Raw genomic sequence first — 21,031 nt, forward strand, 5'->3', positions numbered from 1 at the left:
CAGGCCGCTTCGACCTCTGCAGGTGATACGGGCAATGAAACTGAACCACAGAAACGGCCGATCGGCCCTCATACACATGACGCGTAGCAGACGGTGGACTGATTGAGTTCACCGTCGAGTGCCTTTCAGGCTCAAACCCCGACATGGTGGGTCAATATCTCCAGAAAACTGGAGTTACGAGTACCAACACAGTCAGGATTTCCAATCGACCTAGAAGCATTCCCACGGTCAGTAGCCATTTGGCGGCATCCGGTAATGTTGAGAAATTACCGGCCGGCCCAATGATCGTGCCAAGCCCTGGCCCGACGTTACACACCGCAGTAGCGGCGCCGCTCAATGCTGTTGTCCAGTCAAGTCCAATGAGAGCCAGGCCCAAGGCGATGGCAGCAATAGTGATGGTGAAGAAAAACGAGAAGGTCAATAGCGAGCGCAAGATCTCCTCGTCGATGGGATGACCATTGTACTTCTTCTGAATCACGGCTCGAGGATGGATCAACTGCTTCAAACTACTGACCAGTAGGGCGGCAGCAACCTGAAAACGGAAGATTTTGAGGCCGCCTGCAGTTGAGCCTGAACATCCACCGACAAAGGTCAGATAGAAAAAGAGCAAGACAGCGAAGCTGCCCCATAACGTGTAGTCGCCAACCGCAATTCCGGTGGTCGTGACGACCGAGGTCACATTGACTGCCACGATACGAAACGCATCCCACCATCCGTAATCGCTGTGAAAACAAAGCCAGGTCCCCACAGCCAGTGATGTGACGAGCAAGAATCCTATGAATCCGCGTACCTGGTGGTCCTTGATCAGCGCACGCCGATTGCCCCGCAATGTCGCAACGTACAAGGTAAAGGGCAGGCTGCCCAGAATCATGATGGCCACCGCCACCCAGTGAATCGCTGGTTGCGTCCAATGCCCAAGTGAAGCGTCCGAAGTTGAGAACCCCCCGGTAGAGATCAACGACATTGCGTGGTTGACCGCTTCAAAAGGCGTCATTCCAGCGAGCCAGAGCGCCAGAGCGCCGATGCCAGTAAGCCCCAGATAGAGCAGAAGAATGTACTTGGCTGCCACATGGGAACGCGGTGTCACTTTCTCCGACCAATCTGAGGACTCTGTCTGGAACAGACGCATGCCGCCGACTCGCAACAGTGGAAGGATCGCCACTGCCATGCCGATAAAACCGATACCTCCCAACCAATGCAGCATGGAGCGCCATATCAACAAGCCGGGAGAGGAGCTATCCAAACCGGTGAGTACAGTCGAGCCAGTGGTTGTGATGCCAGACATCGTTTCAAAGAATGCGTCGGTGTAGCTGATATCGCTGATGAACACCATTGGCAACGCTGCGAAGGTGCATACAACTACCCAGCTTGCGGTCGTCAGCAGGTACATGTCCCTGGGACGAAGCTGGCCAGTATCCGGGCGCCCCCGCACGATCAACAGGAGGCCACAAATGAAGGTTATCAAACTCGACCAAAGAAACGCCGACAGATCGTCACTACGCTCATAGGCCACCAGTGTGATCATGGGAAAAGCCATGCTTACGGCCAGCGTGATCAGAAAAATGCCCAGGATGAAGCCGATAAGCCGAATTGCTGCGAGGGACATAACAGTAGCGTTCCAAATTTTCACCGCGCAGTATCGGATACCCAACCTGAGAGCCCCGTAAATTTTGCGTAAAACTTCTACGCGACAAGGCCAACGCCGTTGGCCAGACTGAGTGGCCAATTAAGCCAACGATCCACCAGGTGGTCGGTGCACAAGTCGTCTACTCTGCTTCGATGCAACCCCAGCCCTATGGCTGGGGTATTTACCACCTGCTGATGGCTGAAAACCTTGTCCTTGCCTGAGCCCTTTTTTGACTATGAAGCCTGCCTGATTGCTTGCGCCCGAGGCGAGCAGCAGGCACTGCGGGACTTGTATGAGCAGGAAAGTGCTCGTCTTTTGGGTGTTGCCAAGCGCATCGCTCGTGATAACGCCCTGGCCGAAGACATCGTACACGATGCCTTTATCAGGATTTGGACCCGTGCCGCCAGTTTCGATCCGGCGAGAGGCACTGCGCGTGGCTGGATTTTCAGCGTAACGCGGCATCTGGCGCTCAACTTCATGCGTGATAGCGCCAGGGAGCTACAAGTGAGTGAGCAACGGGAAACAGCACTGCAAGCTTCAGCGTCCATGGAGGCATCGCCAGAGAATGTGGATGCCTTCGATTATCGAGCCCGTTCAGGGCGTATTTATGCGTGCCTCGAGCAACTGGAGCCGGCGCGTCGCAACTGCATCCTTCATGCGTATGTCGACGGCTATTCGCATTCAGAAATTTCACAGAAACTGGGCGCACCACTGGGGACCGTCAAAGCCTGGATCAAACGCAGCCTGCTGGCATTGCGCGAGTGCATGGGATGACCATAAGTCCACAGGATGACAGCCCCGACAACATTGAAGAACTGGCGAGTGAGTATGTGCTAGGCACGTTGTCGGCAGAGCATCGTAGCGAAGTACAAAAGCGTCTTGCCCAGGATGCCGATTTGCGAGCGGCTGTGGATGCCTGGGAACAACGTTTGCTTGCGTTGACCGAACTGGCTGAACCGCAAACACCTACGGCATTACTCTGGGGGCGTATCGAGCGCAGCTTGAACGGCATTGACCGGCGAGCACCACGAGTGACGGCCACCGCGCAGCCAATCTCATGGTGGAACCTTCTGCCGCTGTGGCGTGGGCTGGCGGGGACAGGTCTGGCCGCAGCGTTGTTGCTCGGAACAATGTTACTGACACAAACAGCTGCGGTGAATCCGACCACCTACCTGGTCGTTCTGGTGGCTCCCCAGAACCAGGCGCCCGGCTGGGTGATACAGGCCAGCAGCCCAAGAGAAATCCAACTGATCCCGTTGGGGGTCGCGCAAGTCCCAATCGACAAAGCACTTGAGTTCTGGACCAAGGGGGATGGCTGGCAAGGTCCGGTATCCCTTGGACTGGTCAAACCTGGGCAAACGCTTTCTGTCCCCCTGGATAAATTGCCGCCGCTGGAACCCAACCAACTCTTTGAGTTGACGCTGGAAAACCCCAATGGATCGCCGACTGGCAAACCCACAGGACCGATTCAATTCATTGGACGGGCCGTTAAAGTGATCTGAGCGAGCGCTTTGGATGACAAGGCCGCTGAGGCGGCCTTTTCATCCAAATGCGCTTGGCGGGGGATCTGTGTGTGTGTGTGTGTGAGTTGCAGGCGAAGGAAGACATCAGATAACGGAAACGCATGACGCGGTGCTGCAGATGCACCGCGCCCCCCGGTTCAACGCTTTACCGCCACCCAGGTGAAACACATCGGCACCTGCGCCTCCTGCGACTCGTAGCGGTCATAGAGTTCCTCGCGGTTGGAATGCGGGTACTCCCTGAAATGGCTGATCTGCAGCCCCGCTTCAATGGCGCCGCTGAAGATCGCGCCCAGGGTGTGGACGAACCAGTAGGACGGGGCGGCCTGTTGCTCGACTTTGCCTTCGTACACAATCGGCTGGTTCTGGACAAAAGGTTCTCGGCGAAAGTACGAGCTGGCCAGGCGGTAGGGATCGGCGGCCTCGGGGTCGAACATTTCCAGGAAAGGGTGGGTTTCGTAGAGCACCAGCGCGCCACCGGGCTTGAGTGTCTGCGCCGCATGGCGAAAGAACTCGCCGATGTCCGGCATCCAGTTCAACACGCCGATGGTGACCAGCGCCACGTCGAAGTGCCCGTGCAACGGCGGCGGCAGGAGGTGAATGTCGGCCTCGATGAACTCGGGCGAATGGGGCGAGCGTGACGCCAGCTCCCGTGCCTGTTCGAGAAACGCCGCGGACTGGTCGACCCCCACCACATGGCGGGCCCCCAGGGCGAACAGCGACAGGCTTTCGCGGCCGTTGTTACAGCCCAGTTGCAGCACGTCCTTGGCGGCGATACCGACCTGGTTCAGTACCCCGGCCAGGGTTTCATCCAGACAGGAAAAATCGGCCTGGGCCACCGCGCTCAAGTGCGCCTGCCATTGCGCGGTCTCCTTGTGGTGACGGGCAGAGTCGTTCCAGGCATCGCGGTTGCTGGCGATGACCTGTTCTTTTGACGGCATTTCCATTGCACGCTCCGGCATTCGCTGTTGAATCGAGTGGCCGAGTCTGGATCATGCCCGCAAACGTCACCATCGCCGCGGTGTTGGTTTTTTGTAAACCGCGCATCACCGACGTTCGCCCACGGGAACGCTATAGTTAATCACCTTGGGGAAACGCGCGAAAACCGATGCCGCAGGTGCTGCCATGAACACAACCGTACCCACGCTGTTACTTGCCCTCTGCCTGGCTGCCAGCAGCGCCCAGGCGGACGACAGTGCGATGCAAACCGAAGAGTCCAGCAGTGAATTCAACTACTACGGCGCGGACCAGCCCTTTGCCCATCCGGTGCCTCAGACCATGAGCACGGTGCCACCGGGATCGTACATCCCGACATCGCCCCAGTCGTTCACCCCGGTGTCGAGCCAGCACGTGTTTTCCGATTCCCGCTTGCCGACGGTGGCCGATACCACCGTACGCGTATTCATTCGCACCTACGACGCCGAACACGGCGTCTATGTGAACCAGGAGGTCATCGACCCGACGTGCATGCTCGCCTGCCTCAGCGGCCAGAACCCGGCCTTGTGACAAGGCCGCTCCTGACTTGCAGCTTGAAGAAGCTTCAAGCTCGCAGCTGTTTCTCTACCACTGGCGCTTGTCCGGACGCGCCAGGCCGAGTTTCTCGATCCGGTAACGCAGCATGTCGCGGCTCAGGCCCAACAGCCGTGCGGACTTGGTGACGTTCCAGTCGGTCTTGTCGAGCATCTTGCGCACCATGTCGCGCTCCACTTCCGGCAGGTTCATTGACTCGTTGCCGTTATAGGACGCACGGGGTTCCATCGGCGGCAGCTCGTGGGTAAACATCGCCGGCTCGTCCACCAGGCACAGGCAGACGTTCAACTGATGGGCGGCAATGGTGTCGTTTTGTGCCAGCAACACCGTCTGTTCAAGCATGTTGCGCAGTTCGCGCACGTTGCCCGGCCAAGTGTAGTTGAGCAGCATCTCTTCGGCCTGTTCGCTGAAACGCAGGTGCGGCTTGCCGTAGCGTTTGCCATGGGTTGCCAGGAAGTGCCGGGCCAGCAGCAGGATATCCTCGCCCCGGGCATACAGGCGCGGCACCTTGATCGAGATGATGCGCAGGCGGAAGAACAGGTCGCGGCGGAACTTGCCCTGCTGGACCATTTGCTCAAGGTTGCAATTGGTGGCGCTGATCACCCGCAGGTCGACCTTGCGCTCCTTCACCGAACCGACCCGGCGGATAGTCCGGTCCTCCAGCAGCTTCAGCAATTTTGCCTGCAGTATCAGGTCCATTTCGCCGATTTCATCGAGAAACAGCGTGCCGCCATCGGCCGCTTCCACCAACCCCAGGCGACGGTCCTTGGCATCGGTGAAGGCGCCCTTCTCGTGCCCGAACAGCTCCGACTCCACCAGGTTGGAAGGAATCGAGGCGCAGTTGAATTCGATGAACGGTCCCTTGCTGCGCGGCCCGTCGAAATGCAGCGCCCGCGCCACCAGTTCCTTGCCGGTGCCGGTCTCGCCTTCCACCAGCACCGGCGGCAGGTCGGTATTGGCCATGCGCCGCTCAGCGTCGAGCAACTGCGCGATGGTGCCCTTGAGGTAGACCATCGGCGCCGATTCGCCGATCAAGGCCTGCACCCCGGACTTCTGCGCTTCACGCTCCTGATAGAACGACAGCGTGCGCTCCATCCGGTCGGTGGCCAGGGCCTTGTCCAGCAGCAGCTTGAGCTCTGGCAAGGCCACAGGTTTAGTCACGTAGTGGAACGCCCCCTCTTTCATCGCCACCACGGCGTCTTCGACATTGCCGTAGCCGGTCATCATGATCACTTTCAGATCCGGCGCGCTGATGCGCAGCTTCTGGATCAGGTCGTGGCCACTCATGCCCGGCAACGAATTGTCGGTCAGCACCACATCCGGAACGAAGGTGCTCAACTGCGACAGTGCGTCTTCGGCCGAGTGGCAGACGGTCACTTCGAAGTTCTTGCGTTCCAGGTAGGTCTGGATATTCTCGGCGAGCAGCTCATCATCCTCGACCAGCAGTATGCTGTGCTCCATATTCCCCTCCCGTTGCCACTTTGAAATTGAGACACACGCGGGTTCCTTCCTGCTCTTGGCTGGTCAGTTCGACCGAGCCTTCGAAACGCTCCATTATTCTTTTGACCAGGGCCAGGCCCACGCCCAACCCCCCCTGTTTGGTGGTGAAGAACGGCTTGAAGACCATTTGCTGTTGCTGCGGGGTCATGCCCTTGCCGGTATCGTTGAGGATCATGCGCACCTGGTCGGCTACCGGTGTTTCAATATCGATACTCAGTACGCCGCCCTTGGGCATGGCTTCCAGGGCGTTGGCGAACAGACTATTGAGAATCTGTGTGAGCAACACCTGTTGGCTGACGACCGGTGCAACCTTGCTGGGGGTGAAGCGCACCTCGACGTTCGAACGCTGGATCTGCGGGGCGAAGGCGCTCAGGGTGTCGTCGATGGCCAGCACCAGGTCGACGGTTTCAAAGTCGTCGTTGACCGGGCGCAAGGACACCAGCAACTCACGGACCCAGCGCGACATGCGATCGACCTGGCTGATGATGTCGCCGATGTTCTTCTGCGCGGTCTGGTTGGCGATTTCCTGGGCCAGTTCGGCGCTGGAACGAATGTTCGCCAGCGGATTGCGCAGGCTGTGGGCGACCGCCGAGGACATTTCCCCCAAGGCGACGAAGGTTTCGTTGGCCACCAGTTGTTTCTGCTGGCTTTGCAACAACAGGGCCGCACGGCGCACGATCCAGAACAACCCCAGGTAGATGACCGCACCGCCGAGCAGGGTGGTCAACCAGATCGCCCTGAACCCGCGCTGGATCCGCTCTACCAGGTCCGTCGGCTCCTTGTAGATCTCGACCATGGCCACCACTTTGCTTTTGTCGGCGTTGAACATTGGAATGTAGTTCTCGACGAACAGGTATTGGGGTTCATGCAGCAGCCGTTGCTCGGGGCGCTCCTCGTCGATCTCGTGGTAGCTGGTGGACACTGCTTCCTTCATTTCGAAGGACTCGTCGAGTTCCTGGTCATTGTCGATGCGCACACCGATCAGCTCGGGGTTGGTCGACCAGACCACAGTGCGGTCCAGGGCGTACACGGTGGCCAGCAGGATGTCCGGCAGGTGTTCGACATGATCGAGAAACTCGATACGGGACGTGGCACGGGCGCCTGGGTCGACGTCGGGATAGGCCCCGTCGGCGCGTGGGTCAAGCATTTCGCCCATGGTCCGGTTCGGTGAAATCGCGGCGTGGCGAATTTCGGCCGCGCCAATGGCTTGCACGAATTGCGCGGTCAGCATGGAGTCGCGCTCGATGCTCTCCTCGACCACGAAACGCGTGGAAATGTAGCCCAGCCCCAATGCCACGCCGGCAATGATGAAAAAGCTCGCCAGGGAAAACCAGCGCACCAGGTTGAATGGCGGCCGCCAATCCTTGCCCTCTGCTGCCGGCGTATCCAGCGCAGATACTTTTGGAGATTCCAGTCTCTGCATGGGAGGTCCTGATTGCTTGAAACAAGCCTTTCTCAGCCGCATTCCCGATCAGTGTAGGTGGCATTGACCGTCGCGGCTGCCCGATAAAACTATTACGCCACTATTGCACCTGCGCCTTGTCCGGTGCCGCGATCGCGTGGCCGTGTTGCGGTTCTTCAGCGCCGACGGCCAGGGGTGCGGGCAGCGGCTGCTGGCGGTCGGTTTCTGCCTGCAGGAACTCGATGATCGACTGCGCCGAGCGCTCGTCCAGGCGCAGGTTGGGCATCGGGATCTTGTCGAAACGCTCGAACAACGCCATGGCAATCGGGTCTTTCTCGGCCAGCATGCGGTCGGGTTCGCGGATCCAGCGGTTCAGCCAGGCCGGATCGCGCTGGCGCGTCACGCCGATCAGGTCCGGACCGATGCTGCGCATGCCGATGCCCTGCCCATCCATCGGACCGAGGCTGTGGCACGACGCGCAACGGGTGCGGAACAATTCTTCGCCGTTGCTCGGCGGGCGGATTTGCGGGGCATTGGCGTAGCTTTCGCCGATGCTCGGTTGCTTCCAGTTATGCAAGGTATTGGCCAATTGATCGGCCAGGATCCAGGGATTCTCGAAAGGCGAGGCTTTCATCCAGCGACCGGTTTGCTGGTTGCCGACGATCAGGCTCAGGTTGTGATCCTTGCTGCGGCCATTGTCGACACCTTCGATGAACAGCCCGAGTTTTTGCCGCAGCTCGGTGACGTCGGCGAACTCCCCGGTGAGAAACTGCCAGCCTGGCCCGACCTGAAAACGTTGCGCGTAGGCCTTGAGCACTTCGGGGGTATCGCTCAAGGGGTCGATGCTGATGGAGTAGAAGAAGATGTCCTTGCCGACCCGGTCGCCGAGCAGCTTCTGCACCTGGCGCAGGCGCGCGGTTTCCAGCGGGCAGGAGTCGCTGCACGAGGTGAAGATGAAGTTGATCACCACCACCTTGCCCTTGATCATGTCATCGAAAAAACGCACCTGCCGACCGTCCTGGTCGGTCAGCAGGGTGTTGGGGAAATAGTCGCCACCCCAGGGGGTGGAGGATTCGGCAGAGGCTATCGGTGCCGGTGTCGTCGGTGCCTGACTGGCGACCAGCAGCTGGCTGGCCAGCAAACCAGTCACCAATATCAGCATCAGGTGCATGCCCAGGGCTTGCGCACGTGCGGTATCCATCACCAGCCGCCTCGAATGTGTGAAGGGGATGACGGGGGTTTTGCAAGGAGTCGGCCAGATTTGTAACTGCCTTATACATAGGCATTAACACATGACGAAACAACGGCTTATCAACATCAATGTGCCATGATCGGAAGTAGCGACTGGGGAATGGCACCCGCTATCGGGGGAAGTTCACACCCATTTTCAGGGAACCCGCTTGAACGACAGGCTGACACGGGTCCCCTCGCCCTCGCGGCTTTCAAGGGCCACCGCCCCGCCAAAGCGTTCCATGATGCGCTTGACGAGCACCAGCCCGACACCGAGACCACCCTGCTTGGTCGTGAAAAACGGCCGGAACGCCATGCGGCGCTGCTCCTCGGTCATGCCTTTGCCGGTATCACTGACCACCACGCGAACACGTTGGGCATCGATGGGCGCCATGGTGATGGCCAAGGTACCACCTTCGTCCATGGCCTCCAGCGCATTGGCCAGCAAACTGTTGAGGATCTGCGTCAACTGCACCTGCTGGCTCAGCACCATCGGCGTCCCTATGGGTTCGAACAGCACATTGACCCGGCCCTTGACGATCTGCTGCTCAAAAGCCATGAGGCTGTCGTGCAGCGCCGCCACCAGGTTGATCGGTTCACCGTCGTCATTGAGCGGGCGCAAGGATTGCAACAGCTCGCGCACCCACTTCGACATGCGATCGACCTGGCCGATGATGTCATTGATGTTCTTGTGCGCCGGGCCACTGTCGAACTCCAGTGCCAGTTCGGCGCTTGAGCGAATCGTGGCCAGGGGGTTGCGCAGGCTGTGGGCAACGGCCGACGACATCTCGCCCAGGGCCACGAAGGTTTCGTTGGTGATCAGTTGCTTCTGTTGCGCCGCCAGCAGGATCGCCGCCCGCCGCACGATCCAGTACAGCCCCAGGTAAATCAGACCGCCGCCCAGCGCCGTGGCCATCCATATCAGCACCAGGCCGCGTTCCATCCGGCTGATCAGGTCCTTGGGTTCCTTGTAGATCTCGACCATCGCCGTGACGTTCTTGCCTTCGGCATCGAACAGCGGAATGTAGTTTTCGATGAAAATGTATTCCGGCGGCGTGATGAACTTCTGTTCCATACGGGCCTGGTCGACATCGTGATAACTGGCCGACACGGGCCTCTTCGAGGCGAGGGCCTGGTCCAGGTCTTCGTCGGCGTGAATCGTGGTCCCCATCAGGGCCGGGTTGGTCGACCAGATGATCATGCGGTCGGGGGCATAGATGTTGGCCAGGATCACATCCGGCAAGTGTTCGATGTGGTCGAGGAACTCGCCCCGGGCATTGGCGCGGGCCAGCGGGTCGACGTCGGGAAAGTCCCGGTCCTTGCGCGGGTCGAGCAACTCGCCCATGGTCCGCACATTGGGAATCGATACGTGGCGCACCTCGGCCGAGGCGATCGCCTGGATGAATTGCGACGTCAACAGTGCATCGCGCTGCACGCTTTCGGTAATCACGAACTTGGTCGACACCGAGCCCAACGCCACCGCCACCGTGCCGATCACCGCCATGCTGATGAGCGAAAACCAGCGCAGCAGATTGAACGGCTGCTTGCGCGATCTCAAGCGAACTTCACCCTGGTCGGACGCCAGTGTCTTTGCAAGCATGGTCATGGACATTGTTCCCGCCGAAGCCCTATAGGTTTATAGCGCACTACTCGCCGTTTGCCCGTCATTGGAGTCATTCCTCCTCCACCTCCCCCCGATACCCCTGCTGCCCCCATCTCCCCCCAATGGTGGGGAAAGAGGCCCGCCCGGTCATTTGCCGTTCGAACAAGGCGCGCGTCGCAAACGCCTGTGTACCGGGGCTGACACCGACATTTTTTGCGGTTGGCATGGGAGTTGCCGAAGACCCTCCAACTGACCCATATCCAAGGGGCAGGTACTCTGATAGAGGGAATACTCATGCACCCTTTACTGTCCAAAACCGCGATCGCCCTGGTCGTGAGTGCTCTGGCCCAAGGCGCTGCACAGGCCGCACTGTTTGCTGTAGACCCAGGTCCCTATCAACCCGCCACCGGCGGCTTCGCTGCCTGGTATCAGGACTCCCACGGTCGAACCCTCGATTTGTGCTTGTCCAAGGCTGTCAGTTCCAGGGTTGCGGGTGCTCCTGGCGCCCCCTCCTACATGTGCGTTTTGAATCCTGCTCCCGGGGTTTTCGACGACACCCTGCCCATCGCTTTCCCGAGCAACTTTCCCGATGAAACGTTCTGGTTTACCGGTGAGGGTTCCATCGTCGACGCGGCCCGGGGCATCGACCTGACGTTTGTCAGCGCCATCGAAGCAGCCTTCGCCGCGGAAGAAGTGAAAGAAGGCGACCAGGTCAGTTTTGGCCGTATCCGTATTCGGGTCGACGTGCCCACCGCCGGCGTCTACACCATCACCCACCCCTACGGCGTCGACATCTTTGACGTTCCCGCCGGTGGAGGCCGCGCCATCAACATGACCCGCGACATCGGCATCGGCTCGCCGAAAACCTACGACGGCGCACTCAGGAGCGATATCGGGCCGTTCCTGCGCAGCGTCAACGGCCCCTACACCGAAACCAACCCGGACACCGGTCAAGCCGAGCAATTCGTTGGCGATCCGAACCTGGCCGAGGCCTTCACCGGCAGCCCTTTCAACACCAACTACATCCGCATCGAAGGGCCCAACGGACTGGATTTGCGCACGACGGTGATGACCATTTCCGGCAAATTGTCGACGGTGGTCCGCCCCACCCCGATGATCACCGAGCGCAGCACTTATTCGCGCAAAGCCGGGGAAAGCGCACCGGTGGCACAGCAGGATGTATTCGTGATGGCCCCGCCACCACCGGCCACCGTGACCCTGGACAGCAACAGCCCGGTGTTGAACCTGACCGAGGCCGACACCACCGGCCACTGGTACGCGCAATCCTCCACCAACCCGACGTTGCCGAGCAGCTTGCAGGTGACTGCCGATAACCACCTGGCCATTCCCAGCAGCACGCCGACCACCCTGTCCATGCCGTTGACCGACCTGGTGGTGATTTCGCAGGCCCAATACAGCCTCAACAGCGGGCAGATCACCATCGTGGCCTCGACCAGCGATGAAGTCTCGCCACCGGTGCTCACCGCCACCACCGGCACGGGTGTCGCCATCGGCTCACTCAGTGGCGATGGCGCGGTGAAATCCCTGTCGACCGGCATCACGCCGATTCCACCGGCCCAGGTTCGGGTGACGTCATCCAATGGCGGCAGCGATACCGAAGAAGTGGTCATCGTGCAATGAACGCACACATGCGCAGATCCTCATCAGGAGGCATCATGAACAAATTGCCACGCCTGGCGCTCAACGCCCTGGGACTGACTCTATCGTTGTCCGGCAGTGCATTCGCGCAACTGGCTGCCGTCGACCCCGGCCCCTACACCTATGCCACGGGGAAATTCCCCATGTGGTATCAGGACAACAATCTGCTGTCGCTGGAACTGTGCCAGTCGCGGGCGACCAGTTCGCGGTCACCGGGCGCGCCCGGTGCACCAGCCTACATGTGCATCCTGATCCCGGAACCGGGGGTTTACGACGACACCCAGCCGATGGTGTTCCCGGATAACTGGCCACCAGAAACGTTCTGGTACCTCGCCGAGACCAGCATCAACGATGTCGGTGGTTATGGCGTGGATGCCTATGTGGCCGGGATCGAAGCGGCATTCGCGTCCGAGAACCCTGTCGACGGAGACCAGGCAAGCTTCGCGCGGATCCGTCTGCGGGTGAACGTGCCGGTCGCCGGGACTTACACCATCACCCACCCGTACGGCGTGGATACGGTCACCGTCACCACACCGGGCCGCCGGGCGATCAACATAACCCGCGACATCGGCATCGGCGCACCGGGCAACTTCTCCGGCGCCCTCAACGGTGAAGTCGGACCATTCCTGCGCAGCGTCAACGGTCCCTATACCGAACTGAACCCGGACACCGGTGCCACCGAGACTTTCGTCGGTGACCCGAACCTCACCGAAGCGGTCACCGGCAGCCCGTTCAATACCAACTTCCTGCGGGTCCAGGGTCCGGCCGGGACCATCGAGACCAACCTCTTTACCGTGTCTGGCAAAGTCCTCGACAACCGGGCGCAAACCCCGGTGGAAATCGGCCGCGCCACTTACCGTCGCACCTCTGCAGGTACCCGGGTGGAGGTCTTCGGCAAATCGGCCAACAGTTCGAGCCTGTGCTTTCGCGAATCCGTCGCCCTGGTGGCCGGACCACCGCCGACGCCTTGCCTGATCACTATGCCTGGCGACAACAACGGTCAGTTCTTCGGCCATCGCCTGACAGGCAGCACCGTTCCTCCACTGGTGGTGGTCACCGCGACCAACCCCAGTGGCACCACCCGGCCGACGGCGGTATCGAGCAAAGTCAGCGACGTGGTGAAGGTCCAGACCGCGCGCTACAGCTGGGACAACCACAGCCTGCTGATCGAAGCCACCTCGTCTGACGAAGTGGTGGTACCGGATATGGTCGCCCAGGGCTACGGACGGTTGACCAAGTCCGGCACCCTGCAACGCCTGACCGTCGCTGACCTGGCCCAGCCACCGGCAACCGTGACGATCAAGTCGGCCTCGGGCGGTAGCGATACAGAGCCAGTCGTGGTTGTCGGCACCGCGCCAGACACCGGCGAGAACAAGGCGCCGATTGCGCTCGCCGACAGCGGCAGCACCAGCTTCGGCATCCCGATCACCCTCAACGTGCTGACCAACGACAGCGACCCGGACGGCAACACACCACTGAGCATCACCGAGCTGACCCAACCGGCGACCGGCCAGGGCACCGTGGCGTTGAGCGGCACCACGGCGGTGGTCTACACCCCGCCAGCCGTGGTTACTGTTCCGCTGACCACGACCTTCACCTACAAGGCGCAAGACATCAAAGGCCTGGCCTCGACCGCTGCGGCGACCGTGACCATCACTGTGGCGCCTAACCAGCCTCCGGTGGCCGTCGCCGACAGCATTGCGACCCTGGGTGTGTCGATACCGATCAGCGTGCTGGCCAACGACACCGATCCGGAAGGCAACGTGCCGCTCGCAGTCGCCAGCTTCACTCAACCACCGACCGGGCGCGGCACGGTGACCAGCAACGGCACCGTCCTGACCTACAACCCACCGGCCACGGTCACCACGGCGTTCACCACGACCTTCACCTACATCGCCCAGGACAGCTTCGGTGCCCAGGCGACGTCACCGGCCACGGTCACGGTGCAAGTCTCGCCACGGCCTGCCGCGGAAACGTTCACGGTCACGACAGCCACGGTGACGGCCCGTTCCAACAACCGCTTCAACTGGGACTTCACGGGGACCTCCTCGGTGACCACCGGCAACACCATCACCGTCCAGGTGACCACGCCAACCGGCCTGGTAACCCTGGGTAGCACCACGGTGCCACTGACCGGGCGCTGGAGGCTGACCGTCAGCAACTCGACCACGGTGATTCCGTCGGCGAACCCGACAGCCACCATCACATCGTCCCAAGGCACTGTGCGCACGGTGTCGGTGGTCTCCAACTGAGCCCTCGCCTCCCCAGCCGACCTGGCTGGGGAGGCCGGCCTCTTACCTAAGGACAACGCCATGCAAACGCCGACCGCCGCCCTGCTCTGCCTGCTTCTGCTCTGCAGCGGCGCGGGCGGGCGTGCCGACGATTTGATGGAGAACGATGACATCGCACCCGGCGTCGATCTTGGCGAGCTGCCACCTCCGGTGGGCCAGCAAGCCCTGATCGACCAGAACGGCCAGGCCAACGTCGCGCTGCTTCAGCAGAACGGCCAGTCGCTGCTTGGCCAGATCGTGCAGTCGGGCAGCAATCAGGAAGCGTACATCCTGCAGCAAGGCAGCGACCTGATGGCATTGATCAACCAACAAGGTTACGGCAACGCCGCGTCCATCACCCAAACCGGCAGCCACAACCGCGCACAGATATCCCAGAACGGCAACAACAACGACGCCAGCATTGTCCAGGCCGGCACGGGACAGCAAAGCGCTGTGACCCAAGCAGGAAATGGAATGAGCGTATCGGTCACTCAATATCGCTAAAGCACTGCACCACTTGGAGGTTTCATCATGTTCAAACTGACGCCCCTCACCGCCGCCATCCTGGTCATAGTCAGTGCTCAAGCATTGGCCAATGACAGCGTGTCGACCCAAAACCAGTTCGGTGACACCAACATCGCCGATGTGAAACAGACGGCGGCGCCCCTGAGCACCGCCACCCAGAACCAGTCCGGCACCGGCAACGACGCGGCCGCCGTACAAGACAACGCCACCAGCACCATCGAACAGAACCAGAGCGGCAACTACAACGCCGGCTATGCCGAGCAACTGTTCGAAAACAACAGCAGCATCATCCAGAACCAGAGCGGTGACACCAACATCAGCCATGCCAGCCAGTCGATCGGGGTCGGCGGTGGCCAGGTCCTGCAACAACAGGAAGGCAATGGCAACTTCTCGTTCGTCTACCAGGACAGCCAGGAAAACACCTCCGGCAAAACCTACCAGTACGGCGACAGCAACGAAGCCAACATCGAACAGATCCAGGTGGGCACGGCCAACAACGCGGTGATCATCCAGTACGGCACCGCCAACTACGCCACCGCCGAACAGATCAACCACATGAACGGCCAGATCGATATCAACCAGTCCGGTGGCACCAACTATGCCTACGGTGACCAACGCTACGGCGATGGCGGCAACCTGACCATCAACCAGTATGGCGACGGCAACGGCAGCGAAGTCTGGCAGGACACCCAGGTCGCCAGCAAAACCACCATCGACCAGAACGGCCAGACCAACGAAACCATCGTCGACCAGAGTTTCGGCGACCACAACGTCGCCCAGGTGATCCAGGTCGGTGATCTCAACGCGATCTATGCCGACCAGTTCGAGTCCATGGGCTCGACCGTGACCCTCAATCAACAGGGCATCGGCAACATCCACTTCACCTACCAGACCGGCACCAACCATGTGCTCAACGCCACGTCTTCGGGTAACGACAACAAGGTCTATGCCAGCAACTGGAAAGGCCCGGCCACGCAAATGGGCGGCCAGTTCGGCAGCAACCAGCGCGCCACCGTCAACCAGAACGGCGACGGCAACGTCGCCAACTTCACCCAGAAAAACACCGGCCACATCATGACCACCAACCAGACCGGCTACGGCAACAAAACCACGGTCACCCAGGCCGATACCTACAACGAGCTGTACTTCGACCAGAACGGCACCGACAACATCCTCATCGCCGACCAGCGCGGCACCAACAACCTGACCCAGGGCAGCAGCACCGGCACCCACAACACCACCGACGTCAACCAGGAAGGCAGCGGCAACCAGGCGTTCACCACGCAGCTGTATGGCGAAGACAACATGATCACCATCAAGCAGGCGGACACCATGAACGTCGCCTACGTGACCCAGGGCGGGACTGGCAACATTGCCAGTGTCGATCAGAGCGGCATGACCCAGACGGCCAACGTGCAGCAGTTTGGTTCGGCTAACAGTGCGACTGTGTTGCAGAAGTAAACTGCACGGCGGGAAAAAACCGCGGCTCTTGAGGGAGGGTCGCGGTTTTTTTATGGCCCACACCTTCATTTTTGGACGGCACAACCCTGTAGGAGCCAGGCTTGCAGGCGAAGGCGTCCTTGGGTCCTGCGCTGCTCTTTCGGGCGCCATTGTTGGGATGCGGCGCTCCTGCAAGCCAGCGCCCACAGATGGGGTGGTTAGCCCTGCGGATCGAGATTATCCAACGCTCGGTTTACCGCCAGGTCGGCGAGCATGATCACCTGCTGGATGCCCAGCAACATGCTGCGCTGGGGGCCGTCTACAAACGTTGCGAAATCGGTGGCCATGATGCTGGCGGACGCCAGGGATTCGCAGGCGTGGGACAGCAGGTCTTCGGTGCTGATGTCTGGGGCGATGAGGAACATTGAGCTGGGGTTGTGGGGGGTGGAAGATTTCAGGATGGCGGGTTTTAGATGAAGGCTGGAAGCTGGATTTTCGGATTTTGATGCGGGGGGATTGGGGCTGGGCTTGGGCATCGTGAAGCTCCTCGATCAGTGGAACCGCCACACTTCGCTGCTAAATGGAATGGGTGGCGACTGTACGCGGGTTAGCAGACCAGGGATCAAGGAACCCGGCGCACCGAAGTGCCCCACGCACAGCCACCATAACGGGGTGACAATGACGCGCCTTGAAATTGACCGAGCTGCTAAACCCGACCACTGAATGTGCAGCGATACGGCGACGATAGAGACAAGGACCAAGGCGCACAAGCGGGCGGATTCTGGCGTAGTTGTAGGCAACGGCGCAAGGCGATGTAGCCGCGGATTGTTCCTACAGATGTTGCCTGGATCGTGTACAGCCGTGGGAGATTGGTCGACTGACAAGCCGCCTTCGCGGGCAAGCCTCGCTCCTACAAAAAAAGCGCGCCCATACCGTGACTTTGTGGGCGACATACCCCTGTAGGAGCCAGGCTTGCCGGCGAAGAACGATAGCGCGGTACAACAGAGACACCGTAGCGCCTATTTCGCTGGCAAGCCTGGCTCCTACAGGGGGATCGGGTACACCCGCTAAATCATGTCGGCTCGTAGGCCGCCTCGTTTTTGCTTTTGCTTTGGCTTTTGATCTTGCTTTGGCTTTTGATTTTCTTGCCCCGTCGAGAGGCCGAGCGGAGGTTCTGCGCAGTGGGTAAACCGGCATGGATGCCGGTTTAGCCGCGCTGGGCCAGGGAGGGCCCATCGCGGCGGGCCCACGGAGCAGGACCGGAGCGAGGGCATGCCGAGCATTAGCGAGGCACCGAACGTCAGGGGCAAGAGCCCTTGGTTACTTGGGGCTTTTCCAAGTGACTCGCCGTAAGGGCGAAACCCTAGGTGGCCGTTACCGCAGAAATGGATATGTACTCCGTCAACAAAATCCAGGTCGTTTGTCAGGCCGCCTTCGCTGGCAAGCCAGCTCCTACAGTTTGGATCGGGTACATCTGCGGGAGCCTGGTCGGCTGTAAGGACGCCATCGCCGGCAAGCCAGCTCCCACAGTTAATCGAGTACAGCCGTGAGAGATGGGTCGGCTGTCAGGCCGCCTTCGCCGGCAAGCCAGCTCCTACAGTTTGGATTGGGTACATCTGCGGGAGCCTGGTCGGCTTTCAGGTCGCCTCGGCTCACTCATCCGCCCCCTCACCCTCCGGCACCACCCGGTTCTGCGTCAGGTACCGATCCAGCGTTTCATTCTGCGCAGGCTGGGAATTATCCCCCGCCACCTGCCACAAACGTCGCTCGATCCCCTGCGCCAGCATATGCCCCACCGCCGCCTCGATCGCCGACAACACGCACAACTGCGCCGGTTCGTTGGTGGTGTAACCCACTTCGGCCTCAAGCAATTTCTTGAACTCGATGAACTTGAACACGCCAGCGCTACGGGCCACGGAGTAGATGGTCTTGCTGGTCATGACGTTGGACAGCACCTGCCCGCTGCGCACGTCCACCGCACGCAGGTTCACCGTGACCTGGTCGACACGGTACTCCCGGGCAATGTCGATGCCCAGGTAGCGCGCCCCTTCGCCGCCGCTGCGCACGTTGGTGTCGTAGGCGATGATCCCGCCTTCGAGCATCATGTTCGCCGCTTGCAGGGGTGGCAGTTCACCCTGGATGTTCACCGGGGTATTGGGTTTTTTCTGCGAGGCGCGGATGATCTTGCGCTCGGTCAACAGGTTCTGCAGCCCTTCGCGCTCGAGCACCACGAACCAGCCGCTGGCCTGCAAGGCGTCCATCAGCATGCTCGCCGCGCCCTGGGTGACGCTGGTGGAAAACGAGCTGGCCGGGGTCGGCTTGTATTGCCCGGTCTGGTCACGGAAGCCGTAGACCACCGCCATCAACCGGCCCTTGGGTCGTGGCATGTTGATCAGGTCGTAGTAAGTCGAGGCCCTTGGGGTCAGGGTCGGGGTTTTGGAGTCCTGTTCGGCCGGCATCGGCTCGCGCAGACTGCACCCCTGTAATGCCGCCAACATCAGCCCTAGCGCAATTATTTTTTTCATGTCCTTAACTCCCCATTGTCCCGATTCCCCTCAAGGGGCCAGGCCATTGACCTGGATTTCCGAAACTTCACCCGTGGCCCGGTCGGTCACGTTGATCGTCAGCGCACCGGAGTCGTCGACCACGTCGACGATGAAAGCGTCCGTGGACAGGCTCCCCGTATTGCCGGTGGAAATGTTGTCCAGCAGTTGCCCCAGCAGGCGCGATTGCAACTGGGCGCTGAAGCGCTCCAGGGCCGAGGTGCCGGCCGCCGAGGTCCGATCCTTCAAGTCGGGATCGTCGTAGTCGTTCTGCGCCTGGGCGTTGTTGAGCAGCCAGGTGCCGTTCAACGGGTTGCCGCCAAACGAAGGGTTGACGGGCGTATAGACCAGTTCCGTGCCCTGGGCCAGGGCGCAGGCGCCCAGCCCGAGCAAGCATCCACCGGCGCGCTGCAAAAACGTTTTCGCTTTCATAGTTCGTCCCTCTCAAGGTCCGTGGTGTCCTGCAACAAGGTTTCCAGCTTGCGCTGGACAATCTGCCCGCGTACCCAGTCGGCGGCGGCATAGGCCTCGTCCTTGAGCTCCACGGTGTTCGGCGGCAGGAAGCGCCGGTAAACCAGGCGTTGTTGATATTCCACGGTCACCAGGCTGCCCCAGCGAGCCGAAGGTCGTTCGCGTACCACCAGGTTGAAATCCATCGGGCTGGTGGCGCGCAGGCGTTCACTGAACGAGTAGTAAAATTCGTGGCCGATGTGCGAGATCGTGTCGTCGACGATAAAGCCGAGCATTTCGTCCTCTTCAGCGGCCCAGGTCACAGCAGTGCTCAACAGCAAGACCAACGCCAGACAGAAGCGCTTCATGGCTGCAATCCCCCAGGTGCCGCGGACTGGCCTTTGGCCGGGCCCGAGGTGCCATCGAGGAAGGCTTTCTCGGCCACGAACTGCCAGTCCTTGTAGCTGGCCATGCCGTTGAAGTCCGACCACTGGCTGGGGAAGTCCGCCTGTTTGAGCGGCAGTTCCGTGGACGAGCTGCTGATGCCGGTGATGCGTCCGTCGAAGCCACGCATCAGGAACCATTCGCCGCCGCCGATCGGGTCCGGGTACAGCTGGCGGATATGATGCTTGGCATTGGGAAAGCGCTCGTCCTGCAACAGGTCGGCGAGTTCCTTGGGGTATTGGGCCAGGCCGGGCGAACTGCGGTAATAGCTGCGCAGGGCCTGGGCGTACTGGGTGCCGACCCAGAGCAATTGGCGTTCGCGATCGCGCCGCGAGGCGGTGGACCACAACTCGCCGGCACTGGCCAGGCCCATGCCCATCACCATGATCAGAAACAGCACACCCAGGTAGGTGAAGCCGTCTTGCGCCCCAGGCTTACCACTCGGAATACAGGCTGCCATCACGCGCCCTCCCTGTGGCACCACTCTTGATATCGGCGACACCGCCGGCCACGCCGTCAGGCGGTGCAACCATGACCCAGGCGTCCTTGCGTTCGGCAATCGGGTCCATCGGCGGATTGCGCAGGTAGCGCTGTTCAACCAGCTGCTCGATGGAATCGGGATAGCGCCCGGTGTCACCGTAGTAGTGGTCCAGGGCCTCGCGCATCGCCGACAGGCTCTGGCGCAGGGTGGTCTCCTTGGAGGCCTCCAGGCTGTTGAAATAGCGGGGCAAGGCGATCGTCATCAGGGTGGCGATGATTGCCATGACCACCATCAGTTCCAATAGGGTAAAACCCTTTTCCCGACGCATATGTTCACCACTCCCGGTAGGCGATGCCGTTGAGACCCTTGCCCCGGGCCTTGGAGTAAACGTCGAAGACGTCCTCGCCGTCCCGCGGGTTTTGAGCCGTACTGTCATAGGAGCGCAGGCCCCAGCCACCTTCGTCGTCGCGCTTGACCGGTGCCAGCGGGTCATGGGGTACGCGGCGCAGGAAATAGAACTTGGCACCCTTGGCGCTACGCACATCGCGCACCCCTTCCACCAGCACCTGCAGGTTCGGCGGGTAGCCGCTGCTGTTGAGCGACTTCTCGATGTAACCGGCGTCGAAAGCGCGCTTGTAGGCGTCGATGGCATCGCGTATCTGGTACAACGCGGTCCGCAGTTCCTGCTCTTTGCCCCGGCGCACCACGGTCTCGGTCAGCGGCGCGGCCATGCCGGCCAGCAGGCCGATCAACGACAGCGTCACCACGACTTCGATCAAGGTAAAACCGCGTTGCGAGGCGTTCATG

The 21,031-nt window shown here is 60.8% G+C and carries 20 protein-coding genes; 7 read left to right on the forward strand and 13 right to left on the reverse strand.

What is annotated here, in order from left to right; translation table 11 throughout:
- Window positions 1-151: 151 nt before the first annotated feature.
- Complete coding sequence (locus ACIO0C_RS09590; protein ID WP_401310807.1) at window positions 152-1,606, reverse strand: TrkH family potassium uptake protein; 1,455 nt, start codon at window positions 1,604-1,606, stop codon at window positions 152-154.
- A 228-nt stretch (window positions 1,607-1,834) separates the two neighbouring features.
- Here ACIO0C_RS09590 and ACIO0C_RS09595 point away from each other — a divergent pair, with 228 nt between their 5' ends.
- Together ACIO0C_RS09595 and ACIO0C_RS09600 are read left to right on the forward strand one after the other, a co-directional pair.
- Window positions 1,835-2,401, forward strand: a complete 567-nt coding sequence (locus ACIO0C_RS09595; RefSeq protein ID WP_401310810.1) for a sigma-70 family RNA polymerase sigma factor — start codon at window positions 1,835-1,837, stop codon at window positions 2,399-2,401.
- The gene (locus ACIO0C_RS09600; protein ID WP_401310812.1) at window positions 2,398-3,129 is read left to right on the forward strand and encodes an anti-sigma factor domain-containing protein; all 732 of its coding nucleotides are present in this window, start codon (window positions 2,398-2,400) and stop codon (window positions 3,127-3,129) included. The genes ACIO0C_RS09595 and ACIO0C_RS09600 overlap by 4 nt, the downstream gene beginning before the upstream one ends.
- A gap of 158 nt (window positions 3,130-3,287) precedes the next feature.
- Here ACIO0C_RS09600 and ACIO0C_RS09605 read toward each other — a convergent pair whose 3' ends face one another.
- Window positions 3,288-4,094, reverse strand: a complete 807-nt coding sequence (locus ACIO0C_RS09605) for a class I SAM-dependent methyltransferase (RefSeq protein WP_401310815.1) — start codon at window positions 4,092-4,094, stop codon at window positions 3,288-3,290.
- Between the two features lie 178 nt (window positions 4,095-4,272).
- On the opposite strand from ACIO0C_RS09605, the gene ACIO0C_RS09610 reads away from it, so the two are divergent.
- The gene (locus tag ACIO0C_RS09610) at window positions 4,273-4,653 is read left to right on the forward strand and encodes a hypothetical protein (RefSeq protein ID WP_401310818.1); all 381 of its coding nucleotides are present in this window, start codon (window positions 4,273-4,275) and stop codon (window positions 4,651-4,653) included.
- Window positions 4,654-4,707: 54 nt separating this feature from the next.
- Here ACIO0C_RS09610 and ACIO0C_RS09615 read toward each other — a convergent pair whose 3' ends face one another.
- From ACIO0C_RS09615 to ACIO0C_RS09630, 4 genes are all read right to left on the reverse strand, one after another.
- Window positions 4,708-6,138: a sigma-54-dependent transcriptional regulator gene (locus ACIO0C_RS09615; RefSeq protein WP_401310821.1), complete on the reverse strand. Its 1,431-nt coding sequence runs from the start codon at window positions 6,136-6,138 to the stop codon at window positions 4,708-4,710.
- A complete protein-coding gene (locus ACIO0C_RS09620; RefSeq protein ID WP_401310824.1) occupies window positions 6,107-7,600 on the reverse strand; it encodes a sensor histidine kinase in 1,494 nt (497 codons plus the stop codon). The genes ACIO0C_RS09615 and ACIO0C_RS09620 overlap by 32 nt, the downstream gene beginning before the upstream one ends.
- Window positions 7,601-7,700: 100 nt before the next feature.
- Window positions 7,701-8,780, reverse strand: a complete 1,080-nt coding sequence (locus tag ACIO0C_RS09625; RefSeq protein WP_401310827.1) for an SCO family protein — start codon at window positions 8,778-8,780, stop codon at window positions 7,701-7,703.
- A gap of 186 nt (window positions 8,781-8,966) precedes the next feature.
- Entirely contained in the window at window positions 8,967-10,415 is a 1,449-nt protein-coding gene (locus ACIO0C_RS09630) for a sensor histidine kinase (RefSeq protein WP_401310829.1), read from the reverse strand.
- A gap of 291 nt (window positions 10,416-10,706) precedes the next feature.
- Here ACIO0C_RS09630 and ACIO0C_RS09635 point away from each other — a divergent pair, with 291 nt between their 5' ends.
- From ACIO0C_RS09635 to ACIO0C_RS09650, 4 genes are read left to right on the forward strand one after another with little or no spacing between them, the layout of a single operon-like run.
- The gene (locus tag ACIO0C_RS09635; RefSeq protein WP_401310832.1) at window positions 10,707-12,053 is read left to right on the forward strand and encodes a hypothetical protein; all 1,347 of its coding nucleotides are present in this window, start codon (window positions 10,707-10,709) and stop codon (window positions 12,051-12,053) included.
- A gap of 35 nt (window positions 12,054-12,088) precedes the next feature.
- Complete coding sequence (locus ACIO0C_RS09640) at window positions 12,089-14,323, forward strand: Ig-like domain-containing protein (RefSeq protein WP_401310834.1); 2,235 nt, start codon at window positions 12,089-12,091, stop codon at window positions 14,321-14,323.
- A gap of 60 nt (window positions 14,324-14,383) precedes the next feature.
- Window positions 14,384-14,845: a curlin gene (locus ACIO0C_RS09645; protein ID WP_401310837.1), complete on the forward strand. Its 462-nt coding sequence runs from the start codon at window positions 14,384-14,386 to the stop codon at window positions 14,843-14,845.
- 27 nt (window positions 14,846-14,872) lie between these two features.
- Window positions 14,873-16,327: a curlin gene (locus ACIO0C_RS09650; protein ID WP_401310838.1), complete on the forward strand. Its 1,455-nt coding sequence runs from the start codon at window positions 14,873-14,875 to the stop codon at window positions 16,325-16,327.
- A 197-nt stretch (window positions 16,328-16,524) separates the two neighbouring features.
- Here ACIO0C_RS09650 and ACIO0C_RS09655 read toward each other — a convergent pair whose 3' ends face one another.
- The 7 genes from ACIO0C_RS09655 to ACIO0C_RS09685 form a co-directional block, all read right to left on the reverse strand.
- Window positions 16,525-16,842, reverse strand: a complete 318-nt coding sequence (locus ACIO0C_RS09655; RefSeq protein WP_401310841.1) for a DUF6124 family protein — start codon at window positions 16,840-16,842, stop codon at window positions 16,525-16,527.
- A gap of 1,116 nt (window positions 16,843-17,958) precedes the next feature.
- The gene (locus tag ACIO0C_RS09660; protein ID WP_401310844.1) at window positions 17,959-18,831 is read right to left on the reverse strand and encodes a CsgG/HfaB family protein; all 873 of its coding nucleotides are present in this window, start codon (window positions 18,829-18,831) and stop codon (window positions 17,959-17,961) included.
- 30 nt (window positions 18,832-18,861) lie between these two features.
- The gene (locus ACIO0C_RS09665; protein WP_401310847.1) at window positions 18,862-19,281 is read right to left on the reverse strand and encodes a curli assembly protein CsgF; all 420 of its coding nucleotides are present in this window, start codon (window positions 19,279-19,281) and stop codon (window positions 18,862-18,864) included.
- Window positions 19,278-19,667: a curli production assembly/transport protein CsgE gene (csgE, locus tag ACIO0C_RS09670; protein ID WP_401310850.1), complete on the reverse strand. Its 390-nt coding sequence runs from the start codon at window positions 19,665-19,667 to the stop codon at window positions 19,278-19,280. Before csgE ends, ACIO0C_RS09665 begins: the two co-directional genes overlap by 4 nt.
- Entirely contained in the window at window positions 19,664-20,203 is a 540-nt protein-coding gene (locus ACIO0C_RS09675) for a type II secretion system protein (protein WP_401310853.1), read from the reverse strand. Before ACIO0C_RS09675 ends, csgE begins: the two co-directional genes overlap by 4 nt.
- Entirely contained in the window at window positions 20,178-20,552 is a 375-nt protein-coding gene (locus ACIO0C_RS09680; RefSeq protein WP_008054599.1) for a type II secretion system protein, read from the reverse strand. The genes ACIO0C_RS09675 and ACIO0C_RS09680 overlap by 26 nt, the downstream gene beginning before the upstream one ends.
- Window positions 20,553-20,556: 4 nt before the next feature.
- Window positions 20,557-21,030: a type II secretion system protein gene (locus ACIO0C_RS09685; protein WP_401310856.1), complete on the reverse strand. Its 474-nt coding sequence runs from the start codon at window positions 21,028-21,030 to the stop codon at window positions 20,557-20,559.
- Between the last annotated feature and the right edge of the window lies 1 nt (window position 21,031).

It is taken from the genome of Pseudomonas sp. NPDC087336 (assembly GCF_044744285.1).
GTDB lineage: Bacteria > Pseudomonadota > Gammaproteobacteria > Pseudomonadales > Pseudomonadaceae > Aquipseudomonas.